The sequence below is a fragment of the Streptomyces sp. Ru71 genome (assembly GCF_002920535.1).
Lineage (GTDB): Bacteria > Actinomycetota > Actinomycetes > Streptomycetales > Streptomycetaceae > Streptomyces.
Map to the genome: position 1 here is coordinate 177,174 of NZ_PQSS01000001.1, position 16,098 is coordinate 193,271.

Annotated in this window: 9 protein-coding genes and 1 pseudogene; 7 read left to right on the forward strand and 3 right to left on the reverse strand. The window is 70.7% G+C overall.

From position 1 onward, the window contains the following. Positions 1 to 55: 55 nt before the first annotated feature. Positions 56 to 871, reverse strand: coding sequence for a restriction endonuclease (locus C3489_RS00835; RefSeq protein ID WP_374936709.1), 816 nt, complete (start codon positions 869 to 871; stop codon positions 56 to 58). Positions 872 to 1,141: 270 nt separating this feature from the next. Here C3489_RS00835 and C3489_RS00840 point away from each other — a divergent pair, with 270 nt between their 5' ends. Beyond that, positions 1,142 to 3,022 carry a propionyl-CoA synthetase gene (locus tag C3489_RS00840; RefSeq protein ID WP_103778698.1) on the forward strand — a complete coding sequence of 627 codons (1,881 nt, stop codon included), beginning with the start codon at positions 1,142 to 1,144 and terminating at the stop codon, positions 3,020 to 3,022. A gap of 59 nt (positions 3,023 to 3,081) precedes the next feature. On the opposite strand, the gene C3489_RS00845 is transcribed toward C3489_RS00840, so the two are convergent. Further along, positions 3,082 to 4,161, reverse strand: coding sequence for a LacI family DNA-binding transcriptional regulator (locus C3489_RS00845; protein ID WP_103778896.1), 1,080 nt, complete (start codon positions 4,159 to 4,161; stop codon positions 3,082 to 3,084). A gap of 231 nt (positions 4,162 to 4,392) precedes the next feature. On the opposite strand from C3489_RS00845, the gene C3489_RS00850 reads away from it, so the two are divergent. The 6 genes and pseudogenes from C3489_RS00850 to C3489_RS00875 all read left to right on the forward strand — a co-directional run. Beyond that, entirely contained in the window at positions 4,393 to 5,319 is a 927-nt protein-coding gene (locus C3489_RS00850; RefSeq protein WP_103778700.1) for a carbohydrate ABC transporter permease, read from the forward strand. Positions 5,320 to 5,326: 7 nt separating this feature from the next. Further along, positions 5,327 to 6,277, forward strand: coding sequence for a carbohydrate ABC transporter permease (locus C3489_RS00855; RefSeq protein WP_103778702.1), 951 nt, complete (start codon positions 5,327 to 5,329; stop codon positions 6,275 to 6,277). Positions 6,278 to 6,401: 124 nt separating this feature from the next. Continuing rightward, positions 6,402 to 7,748, forward strand: a complete 1,347-nt coding sequence (locus C3489_RS00860) for an ABC transporter substrate-binding protein (protein WP_103778704.1) — start codon at positions 6,402 to 6,404, stop codon at positions 7,746 to 7,748. A 60-nt stretch (positions 7,749 to 7,808) separates the two neighbouring features. Continuing rightward, on the forward strand, positions 7,809 to 9,851 hold the full coding sequence (locus C3489_RS00865) for a beta-galactosidase (RefSeq protein ID WP_103778706.1): 2,043 nt from the start codon (positions 7,809 to 7,811) through the stop codon (positions 9,849 to 9,851). A gap of 115 nt (positions 9,852 to 9,966) precedes the next feature. After that, positions 9,967 to 12,012 carry a glycoside hydrolase gene (locus C3489_RS00870; protein ID WP_103778708.1) on the forward strand — a complete coding sequence of 682 codons (2,046 nt, stop codon included), beginning with the start codon at positions 9,967 to 9,969 and terminating at the stop codon, positions 12,010 to 12,012. Between the two features lie 230 nt (positions 12,013 to 12,242). Further along, positions 12,243 to 13,460 (forward strand): annotated as a pseudogene (locus C3489_RS00875) (immunoglobulin-like domain-containing protein); the annotation flags it as partial. 76 nt (positions 13,461 to 13,536) lie between these two features. On the opposite strand, the gene C3489_RS00880 reads toward C3489_RS00875, so the two are convergent. Continuing rightward, the gene (locus C3489_RS00880) at positions 13,537 to 16,077 is read right to left on the reverse strand and encodes a discoidin domain-containing protein (protein ID WP_103778712.1); all 2,541 of its coding nucleotides are present in this window, start codon (positions 16,075 to 16,077) and stop codon (positions 13,537 to 13,539) included. Between the last annotated feature and the right edge of the window lie 21 nt (positions 16,078 to 16,098).

Below are 16,098 nucleotides of genomic sequence, written 5' to 3' on the forward strand. Positions count from 1 at the left end.
CGACAGCACGCGGGGCACCCCTTCTGCTTGGTCACGAGACGACGCGGTCGCACAGTCACAGCAGCTCACCCTCGTCGACGTCCCGCCCAGCAAGCGGCGTCAGCAGCCAGGGCGCGGGTCCGGTGCCGTCGTTCCACGCCCGCAGAGCGGTTCCGTCCACGCAGACGATGCCGCACTGTTCGGCGTACTCGGCGGCCGGCGTGGTGAAGTCGCTCGTCGTGACGACGACCGCGACATCGGCCCCGTGCACGGTGTAGCAGGTGCCGCCGAAGCGCTGCAGATCCTGGGAGCCGACGCGGTGCGCGTCGCCGTAGCGCTTGCACTGGACGACCACCCGCCGTCCGTCCGGGGCCACGGCCAGCACGTCCGCGCCCAGATCGCCGGCGCCGCCGACGACTTCGACGTCCGAGCAACCGTCCCGTGCGCACAGCTCGGCCACCGCCTGCTCGAACTCGTCGGGGCCCAGGGCGTCGTAGTCGCCGGCGCTGGGCTGCGGGACGGAGACGTCGCTGACGGGGAAGGCACCGTCGGCCTGCCGCGGCAGGTGCGGGGACAAGGGCTTCGCATCGGGTGTCTCCAGCTCCTCCAGCGCCGTGTCCGTCGCCGCCTCCAGCGCCTCGGCGGCCCGCCGAGCGGTGCGCGCGGCGCAGACCCGACGCCGCCGGCGGTGCAGCGCGAGCGCGACGGACGCGGCGACGAGACACAGAACGACCTCCCATACGGGCCGCCGCTCGACGGTCTCGACCACGGTGCGGACGGCGAATCCCACAGCGCACAGGACGAGTGCGAGGATGGCGAAGAACAGCGCGGTCGCACGGAGGTCGAACCGCCGGCGACCGGTACGTCGGACACGACGCGCGGGCATGGCCACGATGGTGAAAGCCCCTCTCCCAGCGGCAACGAAGATCACTACCGCCGTCTGCCCGCGATCCACCGGTTCACCCGGCCGCAGCCGCCCCAGGCAAAACGACCCGTGACATGCTCCGATCACCAGGGCCGCGGTGCCCGGCGGTCGCATAATGGCTGATGAGCCGCCGACCTCGGCCGCCGATTCCGGCCGTCGGCGCCGGAGCGGACGTGCCTCGGCGCGGGCGGGCGGGCCGTGCCGCGCGGACCGGACCGCGAAGGAGTGACCCCGCAGATGGACGTCTACCGTGAGCTCCACCGGCGCAGCATCGCCGATCCCGAGGCCTTCTGGGCGGAGGCCGCCGAAGCCGTGACCTGGGACCGCGACCCGGTGAGAGTGCTGGACTCGGACCGGCCCCCGTTCCACCGCTGGTTCCCCGACGCCGAGATCAACACCTGCCGCAACGCCCTAGACCGCCATGTCGAGGCCGGCCACGGCTCCCGCACCGCCCTGATCCACGACAGCCCGGTCACCGGCACATGCACCACCTTCACCTACGCCGAACTGCTGGACCTGACGGCCCGTTTCGCGGGCGTGCTGCGTGGCCTCGGCGTCACCAAGGGCGACCGCGTCGTCATCTCGATGCCGATGGTGCCGCAGGCGGTGATCGCGATGCTGGCCTGCGCCCGGCTGGGCGCCGTCCACTCCGTCGTCTTCGGCGGCTTCGCCGCCAAGGAACTCGCCGTGCGCATCGACGACGCCCGGCCCAAGGTCGTCGTCTCCGCCTCCTGCGGCATCGAGGCGGGCCGTGTCGTCCCGTACCAGCCGATGCTCGACGAGGCACTGCGGCTGGCCGAGCACACGCCCGAGCGCTGCGTCATCCTCCAGCGCCCGCAATGCCGGGCCGACCTCACCGACCGCGACCTCGACTGGGACGAGGCGATGGCCGGCGCCGAACCCGCCGACTGCGTGACGGTCGCCGCGACCGACCCCCTGTACATCCTCTACACGTCGGGCACCACCGGCCGGCCCAAGGGCGTCGTCCGCGACAACGGCGGCCATGCCGTCGCCCTCGCCTGGAGCATGGGCCACATCTTCGGCATCGGCCCCGGCGACGTGTGGTGGGCCGCCTCCGACGTCGGCTGGGTCGTCGGCCACTCCTACATCGTCTACGCCCCGCTGATCGCCGGTGCCACGACCGTCGTCTACGAGGGCAAGCCCGTCGGCACCCCGGACGCGGGCGCCTTCTGGCGGGTGATCGGCGAGCACGGGGTGAAGGCCATGTTCACCGCGCCCACCGCGATTCGCGCGATCAAGAAGGAGGATCCGCAGGGAGCCCTGCTCGCCCGGTACGACACCAGCCGCCTGCGCAGCCTCTTCCTGGCCGGTGAGCGCCTCGACACCGACACCTACTCCTGGGCCACGCGCGTCCTCGGGGTGCCCGTCGTCGACAACTGGTGGCAGACGGAGACCGGTTGGCCCATCGCCGCCGCTCCGCGCGGCGTCGACGGCGTCGCCGTGCGGCCCGGCTCGCCCGGTGTGCCGATGCCCGGATACGACCTGCGCGTCCTCGACCCGGCCGGCAACGAGTGCGCCCCGGGGCAGGACGGCGCGGTGGCCCTGCGGCTGCCGCTGCCGCCGGGCACGCTGCCGACGCTGTGGCAGGACGACGAGCGGTACGTGGCCTCCTACCTCTCCGCGTATCCGGGCCACTACCTCACCGGCGACGGCGGGCACGTCGACGAGGACGGCTACGTCTACGTCACAGGCCGCACCGACGACGTCATCAACGTCGCGGGCCACCGGTTGTCCACCGGCGTCATGGAGGAGGTCGTCGCCGCCCACCCGGACGTCGCGGAGTGCGCGGTGATCGCGGTGCCCGACGAACTGAAGGGACAGGTGCCGCGCGCCCTGGTCGTCCTCAAGGCCGGCGCCGCCACCACCCCCGACCGGCTGCAGCGCGAGATCGTCGCCGACGTCCGCGGCCAGGTGGGTGCCGTCGCGTCGTTGAAACAGGTCACCGTGGTCCCGGCGCTGCCGAAGACCCGGTCGGGGAAGATCCTGCGCGCGGCCATGCGCTCGATCGCCGACGGCCGTGATACCCCGACGCCCGCCACGGTCGAGGACCCGGCCGTCCTGGACGTACTGCGAGGCATGCTGCGCCCCGAGGCGTGAGCCGAGCGGGAACCCCCGCTCGGCCCGCCGTCGTCGGTACCCCGCCCGGCCGGCCGCGGTCAGCGCGCCGGCCCCGGCGGCGGGGTGGTGCTCTCGCGCACCACCAGCCGGGTCGGCACCAGCGTGGTGCCCCGTTCCGTTCCCTCCCCGCGTACCTTGCTCAGCGCGGCCTCGACACAGAGCCGTCCCACCTCCGCGAAGTCCTGATGGACCGTGGTCAGCGGAGGGAGGAAGTGCGCGGCCTCGGGGATGTCGTCGAAGCCGACGACGCTGACGTCCTCGGGGACACGCCGGCCGTGTTCGTGCAGGGCGCGCTGGAGCCCCAGGGCCATCTGGTCGTTGGCGACGAAGACGGCCGTGCAGTCGTCACGTCGGGCCAGTTCGAGCCCCGCGCGGTAGCCGGACTCCGTCGACCAGTCGCCCTGGATCAGCGGCGGAGCCGCGCGTCCGGCTTCGGCGAGGACCGCGCGCCAGGCGTCCGTGCGGCGCTGGGCGGCGAAGGAACCTTCCGGTCCGCCCAGGTGCCACACGGTCCGGTGCCCCAGTTCGAGGAGGTGCCGCACCGCCGCCCGGGCCCCGCCGGCCTGGTCGGTGTCGACCACGGTGTAGCGGTCACCGGCGTCGGAGTCGACCACCACGACCTGCACATGCGGGGGCAGGTTGATGGTCGCCGCGTCGAGCAGGTGGACCTCCATGATGACGATCACCGCGTCGACGGCGAGTTCCTCCAACCGGGAGAAGGCGCCGCGGACTTCGTCCTGGGTCGGTATGGCGACCGGCAACAGGGTCACCGCGTAGCCCTCGCGCGCCGCGGAGGTGGCGATCGCCTCCAGCGTCCGGACGTTGCCGGTGGTGGCCAGCGTGAACGTGATGACGCCGATGGTGCGGAACTCACCGCGCTTGAGCGCCCGGGCCGCGCTGTTGGGCCGGTATCCGAGTTCCTTCATCGCGGCGAGCACGGCGCGGCGGGTCTCCTCGTTGACCCCGGCGTAGCCGTTGGACACCCGGGAGACCGTCTGCGAGGAGACGCCGGCCAGCCGTGCGACGTCGGCCATGGAGGCCGTGCGGGGACCGCGCCGGGCCTGTCCGCGCCGGCCGGCCGACGGCGTGCCGTCCGGGGGGCCGGGTCTCTTCGCCATGTCCACTGGCTGTCACTGCCTTCCCGTCACGTGTTTACGCAAACCTAACAAACCGCTGCGACTGCCCGTGAGCGCCGTTTCTTCCGCTCCACCCTTGACCGGCACCACGGGGCAGGGTAGACATTCCGCCAGCCGATGTTTACGTAAACATAACAGCCCAGTGTCACCGCGCGACTCGATGTTTACGTAAACACCCGCCCCTGCCCTGCGACTCCGAGTGCGAGGAACGACATGACAACGCTGCACCCGCCGGCGGCTGCCGCGCCGCAGCAGGCACCACCCCCCACCAGACGGGACCGCACCTCCTGGGCGGGCTGGGGCTTCCTCGCTCCCTTCGTGGCCGTCTTCGCGCTGGTGTTCCTCGCCCCCATCGCCTACTCGCTCTACCTGAGCCTGTTCCGCGACCGGCTCATCGGCGGCACCACGTTCGTCGGCCTGGACAACTACACCGAGGCGCTGCAGGACAGGAACTTCTGGGCGGCACTCGGCCGCGTGTCGCTCTTCCTCTGCGTCCAGGTGCCGATCATGCTCGGCATCGCCCTGCTCGTGGCGCTCGCACTCGACAGCGGACGCCTCTACGGCAAGAACTTCTTCCGTATCTCGATCTTCCTGCCCTACGCGGTGCCGGCCGTCGTCGCCACACTCATGTGGGGGTTCATGTACGGCACCCGCTTCGGCCTCGTCGGCGACATCGACGACGCCTTCGGGCTGTCGCTGCCCGACCCGCTCTCCCCGGACCTCGTGCTCGCCTCGATCGGCAACATCGTCACCTGGGAGTTCGTCGGCTACAACATGCTGATCTTCTACTCGGCGTTGCGTGTCGTCCCGCACTCCCTCTACGAGGCGGCCGAGATCGACGGAGCCGGACAGATCCGCGTCATCACCGCCATCAAGCTCCCGGCGATCCGCGGGGCCCTGGTCATCGCGACCATCTTCTCCGTCATCGGCAGCTTCCAGCTCTTCAACGAGCCGAGCGTCCTGCAGAAGCTCGCACCCAACGCCATCACCACGGACTACACCCCGAACTCCTACACGTACTCGCTGTCCTTCTCCGGCCAGCAGCAGAACTACTCCGCGACGGTCGCCATCGTCATGGGACTGATCACCATGGCCATCGCCTACGTCGTCCAGCTGCGCGGCATGCGCAAGGGAGCGTGAGCCCGCGATGACCGCCACGATATCCACCGCCGCCTCCGACCCCGCGCCCCGCGAGGCCCGCAGAGCCGGCTCCGGGCCCCGGCTGCGCGCCGCCCGTCGCCGAGGTGGCGCCGGCCGGCCCCGGCGCAGCGTCCTGCTGACCGTGCTCACCGGCCTGGTGCTGCTCTACAGTCTGGCGCCGCTGCTCTGGCTCGCCATCAGCGCGACCAAGACCCAGGCGGGCCTGGCCCGTTCGACCGGCTTGTGGTTCGACAGCGACTTCGCCCTCTGGGACAACATCACACAGACGTTCACCTACGACGACGGCGTCTTCACCCGCTGGCTGCTCAACACCCTGTTGTACGTCGTGCTCGGAGCGGGCGGCGCCACCTTCCTCGCGGTGCTGGGCGGCTACGCGCTGGCCAAGTTCGACTTCCCCGGCCGGCGTGCCGTGTTCGCCGTCGTCATCGGCGCCGTCGCCGTGCCGGGGACCGCGCTGGCGGTGCCGACCTTCCTGATGTTCAGCACCATGGGACTCACCAACACCCCCTGGGCCGTGATCATCCCGTCGCTGATCTCCCCGTTCGGCCTGTACCTGATGTGGGTGTTCGCCGGTGAGGCCATCCCGACGGAACTGCTGGAAGCGGCCCGCATGGACGGCGCGAGCGAGATCCGCGTCTTCTTCCAGGTGGCCCTGCCCCTGCTCGCGCCGGGCATCGTCACCGTCTCGCTGTTCACCATGGTCGCCACCTGGAACAACTACTTCCTGCCGCTGATCATGATCAAGGACCCGGACTGGTATCCGCTGACTCTGGGCCTCAACAGCTGGAACGCCCAGGCCGCGACCGCCGGCGGACAGCCCGTGTTCAACCTGGTGATCACCGGCTCCCTGCTCACCATCGTCCCGCTGATCGCGGCCTTCCTGATGCTGCAGAAGTACTGGCAGTCCGGACTCGCCGCCGGAAGCGTCAAGGAGTGAGCCGCGCCCGATCCGGCGCACCGCAGTCTCCGCCCAAGTGCCGCGTCCCGCACCGGTACTTCGCCTCACCACGACCCTGTCAACCCTCACCGTCGGTGTCCCGGCAAGAAGTGGAAGTCCCTCCATGCACAAGCACTCCCGCCGCCTGGTGCGCGGCATCGGCCTCCTGTGCGCCCTCGCCCTCGGCGCCACCGCCTGCGGCGGCTCCGACGACGGCGGATCGAGCGAGAAGAAGACCGTCTCCGCGGCCGACGTCCAGGCCGCGCTGAAGAAGGGCGGCACCCTCACCGTCTGGGCATGGGAGCCCACCCTCAAGCAGGTGGCCGCCGACTTCGAGAAGGAGCACCCCGGCGTCAAGGTGAACCTGGTCAACGCGGGCACCGGCAACGACCAGTACAAGGCCCTGCAGAACGCCATGTCCGCGAAGAAGGGCGTCCCCGACGTCGCCCAGGTCGAGTACTACGCCATGGGCCAGTACGCGCTGACCAAGCAGCTCACCGACCTCACCGGCTTCGGCGCCGACAAGCTCGCCGACCGGTTCTCACCCGGCCCCTGGAACGGGGTGAAGGCAGGCGGAGACGGCATCTACGGCCTGCCGATGGACTCCGGCCCGATGGCCCTCTTCTACAACAAGAAGGTCTTCGACAAGTACCGGATCAAGGTGCCCACCACCTGGGACGAGTACGTGGAGGCCGCTCGCACCCTGCACAAGGCCGACCCGAAGGCGTACATCACCAACGACACCGGCGACGCCGGCTTCACCACCAGCATGCTCTGGCAGGCCGGCTCGCGCCCCTACAAGGTCGACGGCACCAAGGTCAGCATCGACTTCGCCGACGCGGGCGCCGCGAAGTACACCGGCACCTGGCAGAAGCTGCTCGACGACAAGCTCCTCGCCCCGGTCACCAGCTGGTCCGACGAGTGGTACAAGGGCCTCGGCGACGGCACCATCGCGACCCTGGCCATCGGCGCCTGGATGCCGGCCAACCTCGCCTCCGGAGTGAAGGACGCCGCGGGCGACTGGCGTGTCGCACCGCTTCCCCAGTGGACGGCGGGCGCCCACGCCAGCGCGGAGAACGGCGGCAGCGCCCTCACCCTGCCCGAACTCGGCAAGAACGAGGCCCTCGCCTACGCCTTCCTGGAGTACGCCGACGCCGGCAACGGCGTCGACACCCGGGTGAAGGGCGGAGCCTTCCCGGCGACCACCGCGCAGCTGAACTCCAAGGCCTTCCAGGACACCGCCTTCCCGTACTTCGGCGGACAGCAGGCCAACAAGATCTTCGCCGAGTCCGCCGCGAACGTCGCCGACGACTGGTCGTACCTGCCCTACCAGGTGTACGCCAACTCGATCTTCAACGACACCGTCGGCAAGGCCTACGTCTCCCGCACCAAGCTGGCCGACGGTCTGAAGGCCTGGCAGGACGCCTCCGTGAAGTACGGCAACGAGCAGGGCTTCACCGTCGGGAAGTAGCACGCCGACGCGGCACGCACCACCCATGGGCCCCGTCGGCCCCCTCCCGGAAGGACCACCATGATCTCCACCCTCCTGTCCCGTCTGGGCGGGACGGACGGTGACCGCACACCCCGCCTCCTCTACGGCGCCGACTACAACCCCGAGCAGTGGCCCCGCTCCATCTGGCGGGAGGACGTGCGCCTCATGCGGGAGGCCGGTGTCAACCTCGTCTCCGTCGGGATCTTCTCCTGGGCCCGCCTCCAACCGGCCGCGGACACCTGGGACTTCGGCTGGCTCGACGAGGTGATGGACCTCCTGCACGAGGGCGGCATCGGGGTCGACCTGGCCACGGCCACCGCCTCGCCGCCGCCCTGGCTCACCACGGCACACCCCGAGATCCTCCCGGTCACGGCCACCGGCGAGACCCTGTGGCCGGGGGCACGCCAGCACTGGCGCCCCACCTCACCGGTCTTCCGCCGGTACGCGCTGCGCCTGGTCCGGGAACTGGCGACGCGCTACGCCGACCACCCGGCGCTGGTCGCCTGGCACGTCAGCAACGAGCTGGGCTGCCACAACGTGTACGACTACTCCGACGACGCGGCCCGTGCCTTCCGCGACTGGCTGCGCGCCCGCTACACCACCCTGGAGTCGCTCAACCACGCCTGGGGAACCGCGTTCTGGTCGCAGCGCTACACCGCGTGGGAGCAGATCCTCCCGCCGCGGCTGGCCGCCTCGCACCCCAACCCCACCCAGCAGCTGGACTTCAAACGCTTCTCGTCCGACGCGCTGAAGGACCACCTGCGCGCCGAGCGGGAGATCCTGCGGGAGATCACCCCCGACGTACCCGTCACGACCAACTTCATGGTCATGGGCGGCACGAAGGGCATGAACTACCCGGACTGGGCCACGGAGATCGACTTCGTCTCCAACGACCACTACGTCCACCCGGGCCCGCAGGACCGCGACGAGCTGTCCTTCTCGGCCAACCTGACCAGCGGCATCTCCGGCGGCCGACCCTGGTTCCTGATGGAGCACTCCACCAGCGCCGTCAACTGGCAGCCCGTCAACCTCGCCAAGAGGCCCGGAGACCTGGCCCGCGACTCGCTGCTGCACGTCGCGCACGGAGCCGACGCGGTGTGCTTCTTCCAGTGGCGCCAGTCCGCGGCCGGAGCCGAGAAGTACCACTCCGCGATGGTGCCGCACGCCGGCGCGGACAGCGACCTCTTCCGCGCGGTGAGCGACCTCGGCGCCACCCTGAAGGCGCTCGCCCCCATCGCGGGCAGCGAGCGCGAGCCCGCCCCGGTCGGCATCCTCTACGACTGGGACTCATGGTGGGCCAGCGAGCAGGACTCCCACCCCACCTCCCTGCTCCACTACCGCCAGGAAGCACTCGACTGGTACTCCGCCCTCCTGGCCCTCGGCATCCGCGCCGACCTCGTCACCACACGCGGCGACCTGCACCGCCACCGCGTGCTGATCGCCCCCGTGCTGCACGTCGTCCCGGCCGACCTGGCCAAGACCCTCACCCGGTACACCGAGCAGGGCGGCCACCTCGTCACCACCTACTTCTCGGGCATCGTCGACGAGAACGATCACGTATGGCTCGGCGGCTACCCGGGTGCCCTGCGCGACCTGCTCGGCATCCGCATCGAGGAGTTCGGCCCCCTCCTCGACGGCGACACCGTCGCACTCGACGGTCCGGCGACCGGCAGCCTGTGGACCGACCGGATCACCGTCACCGCCCCCGAGACCGAGGTGCTCTGCCACTACCGCTCCGGCGAGTGCGCGGGACGCCCCGCCGTCACCCGGCGCCCGACGGGCAGCGGCTCGGCCACCTACGTCTCCACCCGGCTCGGCCCGCACGGCCTCACCTCGCTCCTGCCACGCCTGCTGGAACCGGCCGGCGTCCACAGCGAACTGCCGCCCGAAGCTCGCGGACAGGTCGAGACGACGGTGCGCCGCGCCGCCGACGCCCGCTTCCTCTTCCTCGTCAACCGCACCGACGGCACCGTCACCGTGCCCGGCCTCACCGGAGACGCACTCCTCGGCACGCTGAGCACCGACGGCACCCTCACCCTCGGCCCCCGCGCCGTCGCCGTACTGCGACAGCCCTCGGCCTGAACCGGACCCTGGCTCCTCGGCACGGCACCCGCCGTGCCGAGGACCGATCCCTCCTGCCCGCCATGGGCGGGAGAGCCCACCACAGCGCGACCACTCTTCAGTTGGGAGCACACCGATGGCACGCCGCACCCGCAGCAGACAGCTGCTCACCGCCGCCGCCCTCACGGCCCTGGCCACCGGGGCCGCCCTGGTCTCCGCCCCACCCCACCCCGCACAGGCGGCGGACATCCCCTCCGTCACCGTCCGGCTCGACCCCTCCTACCAGCAGCAGCCGTTCGAGGGCTGGGGCACCAGCCTCGCCTGGTTCGCCAACGTCACCGGCGGCTACCCGCAGGAGATACGGGAGAAGCTCGCCGCACTCCTCTTCGACGACGACGGCCTCGGCCTGAACATCGCCCGCTACAACATCGGCGGCGGCAACGCCCCCGACGTCAAGGACTACCTGCGTGCGGGAGGCGCCGTCCAGGGCTGGTGGAAGGCGCCCGCCGGCACCACCCGTGCGGACACCGACTGGTGGAACGCCGACGATCCGGCCGACTGGAACGAGGACGCCGACGCCACCCAGCGCTGGTGGGTCGACCGCATCAAGAACGACATCACCCACTGGGAGACCTTCAGCAACTCCCCGCCCTGGTTCATGACCGTCTCCGGCTACGTCTCCGGCGGCTTCAACGCCACCGCCGACCAGCTCAAAGCCGCATCGGTGAACGACTACGCCGCCTACCTGGCCGGTGCCACCGAACGGCTGGAGAAGGCGCACGGCATCAAGGTCAAGACCGTCGACCCGTTCAACGAGCCCAACACCCCCTACTGGAGCACCCGCCTCGGCGCGGACGGTCAGCCCGTCGGCGGCCGTCAGGAGGGCGCCCACATGAGCCCCGAGCTGCAGCGCACGGTGCTGCAGGCCCTGGCCCCGGCGCTGCGCGAGGCGAAGACCGGCGCACGGATCTCCGCGATGGACGAGACCAACCCCGGCACCTTCGCGCAGAACTGGAGCGCCTACGCCCCCCAGGACCGGGCCGTCGTCGGGCAGATGAACGTGCACACCTACGGCACCGGCCAGCGCACGACCGTACGGGACCTCGCCAAGGCGGCCGACAAGCCGCTGTGGATGAGCGAGGTGGAGGGCGACTGGGGCGACGGGCAGAGCTTCACCGACATGCGTCCGGGCCTCGGCCTCGCCCAGCACATCGTCGACGACCTGCGCGAACTGGAGCCCCGCGCCTGGGTGTTCTGGCAGCCCGTCGAGGACTACGACAACATGAAGCCCGGCGGCGAGTCCGCCAAGGGCGGCAACTGGGGCGAGATCCAGATCCCCTTCAGCTGCACCTCCTCGGACACGCTCGGCACCTGCCCGATCCGCACCAACACCAAGTTCGACACCGCGCGCAACTTCACCCACTTCATCAAGCCCGGTGACCGGCTGATCAAGGTGAACGACACCTCCAGCGCCGCCGCCGTGACCAAGGACGGCAGCGGTGCCTCCCTGGTGCACGTCAACAGCACGACCTCGGCGCGAAGCGTCACCCTCGACCTGTCCGGGTTCCGCAGCATCAGCCCCGGCGCCACCGTCACCCCCGTCGTGACCAGCGCCGACGGCAGGCTCGCGGTGCGGGACGCGGTCGAGGTCGAGAACGGCCGGGCCACCTTCACCGTGCCCGCCCAGTCCGTGACCTCCTTCGTCGTCAAGGGAGTGTCCGGCGTCGCCGGGGACGCGCCCCTGCTGCGCAAGGGCCACACCTACACCTTCACCGGCGTGCAGAGCGGCAAGGCGGTCACCGTGGCGGGCGACGGCACCAAGCTCGTCATCGGGACGCCCGACGGCTCAGCCGCCCAGCGGTGGCGGCTGAGCCGGATCCGGCCCGGCAGCGGTGTCACCGACCGCTACGTCTTCACCAGCGCCGTCGACGGCAAGCGCCTGGCCGTCCGGGACGACGTGCCGGTCGCCGAGCCCGACACCGGCCGCCGCGACCCGGCGGCCGAATGGATCGCCTCCACCACCGGCGACGGCACCTGGACCCTCGTCAACGCCGCCGGCGGACGCCTTCTGGAAGTCGGCGGGCAGGCCACCGGAGAGGGCGCCGCGGTCACCACCTGGCCGCCCAACTCCGGCTCCAACCAGCGCTGGACGCTCACGGACGTGACACCGGCACACGGTTAGCCCCGGGTGACAGCACAGGCCCGGCCGCCCGTGTCCCGCGCGGTCGGGCCGCCCCATCTCACCGGAAGGAATCGCCCATGCCCCACCCAGCTTCCCGCCGCACGCCGACCGCCCGGGCGGTCCCCTGGCTGTCGATGTGCCTGCTCGCCCTTATGGTCGGCGCCGCGCCGGCGCAGGCCCGGACCGCTGACGGGCCGCCGGTGCCGGCACGGCACGACGCGCTCACCGCCGACCGCGAGAAGGTGACCGAGGCCGCCGCCGCCCTGACGGTCTGGGACGCCGACGACATCCGCGGCAACATCACCCTGCCGGCCACCGGCCGCCACGGCACGCTGATCGAGTGGAAGTCGAGCGACAGCAGGACCGTCACCCCGACGGGAGAGGTCCACCGTCCCCCCTACGGCGACCGGGCCCGCACTGTGCGGCTGACGGCCACCGTCCGCCTCGGCCACGTCCAGGCCAAGCGCGGCTTCGAGCTGACGGTGCGGCCCCTGCCGAAGCAGGAGCCGTACCAGGGCTACCTCTTCGAGTACTTCACCGGCGAGGGCCGCTCCGACGGCGAGCAGATCCACTCCGCGGTCAGCCGCGGCGACGATCCCCTGCACTGGGACGAGCTGAACGGCGGCAAGCCGGTCCTCACCTCCACCCTCGGCGACAAGGGTGTGCGCGACCCCTTCGTCATCCGTTCCCCCGAGGGCGACAAGTTCTACCTCATCGCCACCGATCTGAAGATCTACGGCAACGGCGACTGGGACGCGGCCCAGCGCACCGGCAGCAAGTACCTGGAGGTCTGGGAGTCCACCGACCTGGTCCACTGGTCGGAGCAGCGCCATGTCAAGGTGTCCGACGACACCGCCGGCAACACCTGGGCGCCCGAGGCGTACTGGGACGACTCCCTCGGCGCCTACGTCGTGTTCTGGGCGTCCAAGCTGTACGACCCGGCCGACACCGCCCACACGGGCGGCAGCTACAACCGCATGATGTACGCCACCACCCGCGACTTCCGCACCTTCTCCGCGCCGCGCGTGTGGAAGGACCCCGGTTACTCGGTGATCGACTCCACCGTCGTCAAGGACGGTGACACCTACTACCGGTTCACCAAGGACGAGCGGAACAACACCTCCTCCACTCCGTGCAGCAAGTTCATCATCGAGGAGAAGTCCACCCGGCTGCTGAACACCGACTGGGACTTCGTCTCGGAGTGCATCGGCAAGGGTGACGAGGTCCGCCCCGGCATCAGCCGGGGCGAGGGACCCACCGTCTTCAAGTCGAACACCGAGAACAAGTGGTACCTGTTCATCGACGAGTTCGGCGGCCGCGGCTACGTCCCCTTCGAGACCACCGACCTCGCCTCCGGCAGGTGGACCATGTCCAGCGGATACCAGCTTCCCGCCAGCCCCCGGCACGGCACCGTCCTGCCCGTCACCCAGGCGGAGATGGACCGGCTGCGCGCATCCCTGGGAGCCTGACCGGGAAGCTGCCCCCGCGCCGTGACCGGCGTCCAGCCGGTCACGGCGTCAGCCGTCAGGGGAACTGGACCACCTTCGACGGGACGGTGCTCGTGCCCGAGGTCGGGGCGCCGGTGTCGTTGACGACGTGGGCGTACTGGCCCATGCCGCCCAGCGAGATCACCAGCAGGTCGTGCATCCTGATCCCCGGCTTGACCGGGACCTGGAAGCCGTGGGCCTGCACGATCGACGGGTCGGCCGTGTAGTTGCAGTAGCTGCCCAGACCCCACGCCTCATGGGTGGTGACGGTGTCGGCGACCTTGTAGGCCGCGTAGCCGACGATGCCGTCGTGGGTGATGGCGGCGGCGTTCGGGGCGTCGTACGCCTTCTCGTTCTGGAAGAAGATCGTGCGCCCGCGCTCTCCGTTCCAGTAGACGTCGTACTTGTTGAAGTGCTCGACGAAGAGACCCGTGGCGAGCACGTCGTTGCCGTTGACGCGCAGGCCGTAGTCGGCCCGGTTGGTGTTCCAGCCGACGCCGCTGCCGTGGTCCGCGCGCCAGATCCAGGTGTGGTCGATCACCGTGTTGTTGCTGTTGACCACCACGGAGTTGGTGGCGAGGCCGGGGCCGGCGCCGCCGATGCGGATGAACACGTCCTGCATGGTGATGGGATCGGCGGAGTGGTCGGCGGTGGAGCCGGGCGTGCCGATGCGCAGCAGTGTGTCGGAGTTGACCGGGCCCGCGTCGATGAGGAAGCCGGCGAGCCGCACTCCGTCGACGTCGGCCACGTGCATCGCGTCGATGCCGTTGTCCGGGACGAGGGTGGCCAGGCCCAGACCGAGGACGACGGTGCCCGGCCGGGTGACGTCGATGGTCTGGTCGAGGTGGTAGACACCGGGGGTGAACAGCAGGTTGAGGCCCTGGGCGAGGGCCTGGTTGATGGTGGCCGCGGTCGCGCCCGGCTTGACGACGTAGAACTGGCCCAGCGGCAGGGACGTGCCCGCGTTCGCCGGCCAGGAGACGCCTCGGGCGTTGGTCCGCTTGGCCGGGACGAACACCTTGTACGTGGAGCCGTCCAGGTAGAGGAAGGGCTTCTCGCGGGAGACGGGAGTGGTGTCCAGGGTGGTGTAGGGGCCGCTGTCGAAGTTGGTGGCGGGGGCGCCCTGGACGCCGGTGAAGGTCATGTTCCACACGCCGTTGGTCCAGCCGCCGACCGAGCTGTCACGGGTGTACCACTGCTGCTGGGAGTAGGGGCCGACGGTACCGTCGATCCTGGAGTCGGCGATGTAGCCGCCGGAGGCCCAGCCGTAGCCGTTGGGCGCCAGGTTGAGTCCGCCCTTGACGTGGATGCGGCGGAACGGGGCGGCCTGTGCCACGGCCCAGCGGTCGGTGCCGTTGGAGGGCGTGATGGCGAGGTTCTCCGCCGAGCGCCAGAAGTTCTGGGTGGCGTTGCCGTTGAACCAGCCCGCGTCGACGGTGATGTCACCGTTGATCTGGGTGTCGTCGGGGTTCAGACCGAGGCCGGAGATCGAGGTGTAGAAGCCGACCTGGGCGTTGATGCCGTTGTAAGTGCCCGGCTTGAGCAGGAACTGGTAGCGGCCGGTGCCGAACTGGTTCGACTCCTGCTGGGCGAAGACCTGGTCGAACTTCTGCTGGAGGCCCGGGGTGGAGGGGTCGACGACGATGACGTTCGGGCCGAGGTCGCCGCCGCCCTGGACGGGCGGGACGCCGGTGGTGCCGGTGTGCACCGCGACCTCCCACAGGGAGTACCCGTAGCCGGTGCCGCGCGCGGTGCCGTAGATCCGTACGTACCGGCCGGAGCCGCTGACGTCGTACGACGCCGTGCCGCCGCTCGCGCCGGTGACGCTCTTGAGCGTGCTCCAGCTCTGCCCGTCGGACGAGGCCTGGATCTGGAAGTCCTTGCCGTACGCGGCCTCCCAGTTCAGGTCCACCTTGCACAGGTCCTGCACGGAACCGAGGTCGACCTGGATCCACTGCGGGTCGGCCGCCTGGCTGGACCAGCGGGTGGAGGTGCTGCCGTCGAAGGCGGCCGAGGCGGGGGTGCCGGCGTTCTCCGTGGAGGAGGACGAAGCGGGCCTGCCCTGCGCGGAGTTGGCGGTGCCGCAGGTCGGCTGGGTGCCGCCCGTGGAGCCGAAGACCTGGAACTCCCAGAGGGAGTAGCCGTAGGAGGTCGCGCGGTGCACGCCGAGCATGCGCACATAGCGGCCCTGTCCGGATACGGCCAGCGTGTCGAGGCCGCCGTCCCCGCCGGTCACGGACTTCAGGTCCGTCCAGGTGGTGCCGTCCTTCGAGATCTGGACCTTGTAGTCCTTGCCGTAGGCCGTCTCCCAGTTTAGCACCACCTGGGTGACCGAGGCCGTGGCCCCGAGGTCGACCTGGAGCCACTGGTCGTCGGTGGCGGCCGAGGACCAGCGCGTCCCCGTGTTGCCGTCCACCGCGTAGGCGGCGGGGGTGCCGGCGTTCTCCTGGGAGGACGCGGTGACCGTCCTGCCTTGGGACAAGGGGGTCTCGGCTGCGGATGCCGACGGGTGGGAGAGGGGGAGGGCGCTCAGCGCGGCCGTGGTGGCGAGCGCGAGGCCCAGGGATCTGAGTCTCATGCGGGTCCCTGCGGGTGGGGG

Bases quoted from the DNA above. Each gene is read 5' to 3' on its own strand.
- C3489_RS00840 (WP_103778698.1), top strand. From the start codon at position 1,142: ATGGACGTCTACCGTGAGCTCCACCGGCGCAGCATCGCCGATCCCGAG.
- C3489_RS00845 (WP_103778896.1), bottom strand. From the start codon at position 4,161: ATGGCGAAGAGACCCGGCCCCCCGGACGGCACGCCGTCGGCCGGCCGG.
- C3489_RS00850 (WP_103778700.1), top strand. From the start codon at position 4,393: ATGACAACGCTGCACCCGCCGGCGGCTGCCGCGCCGCAGCAGGCACCA.
- C3489_RS00855 (WP_103778702.1), top strand. From the start codon at position 5,327: ATGACCGCCACGATATCCACCGCCGCCTCCGACCCCGCGCCCCGCGAG.
- C3489_RS00860 (WP_103778704.1), top strand. From the start codon at position 6,402: ATGCACAAGCACTCCCGCCGCCTGGTGCGCGGCATCGGCCTCCTGTGC.
- C3489_RS00865 (WP_103778706.1), top strand. From the start codon at position 7,809: ATGATCTCCACCCTCCTGTCCCGTCTGGGCGGGACGGACGGTGACCGC.
- C3489_RS00870 (WP_103778708.1), top strand. From the start codon at position 9,967: ATGGCACGCCGCACCCGCAGCAGACAGCTGCTCACCGCCGCCGCCCTC.
- C3489_RS00880 (WP_103778712.1), bottom strand. From the start codon at position 16,077: ATGAGACTCAGATCCCTGGGCCTCGCGCTCGCCACCACGGCCGCGCTG.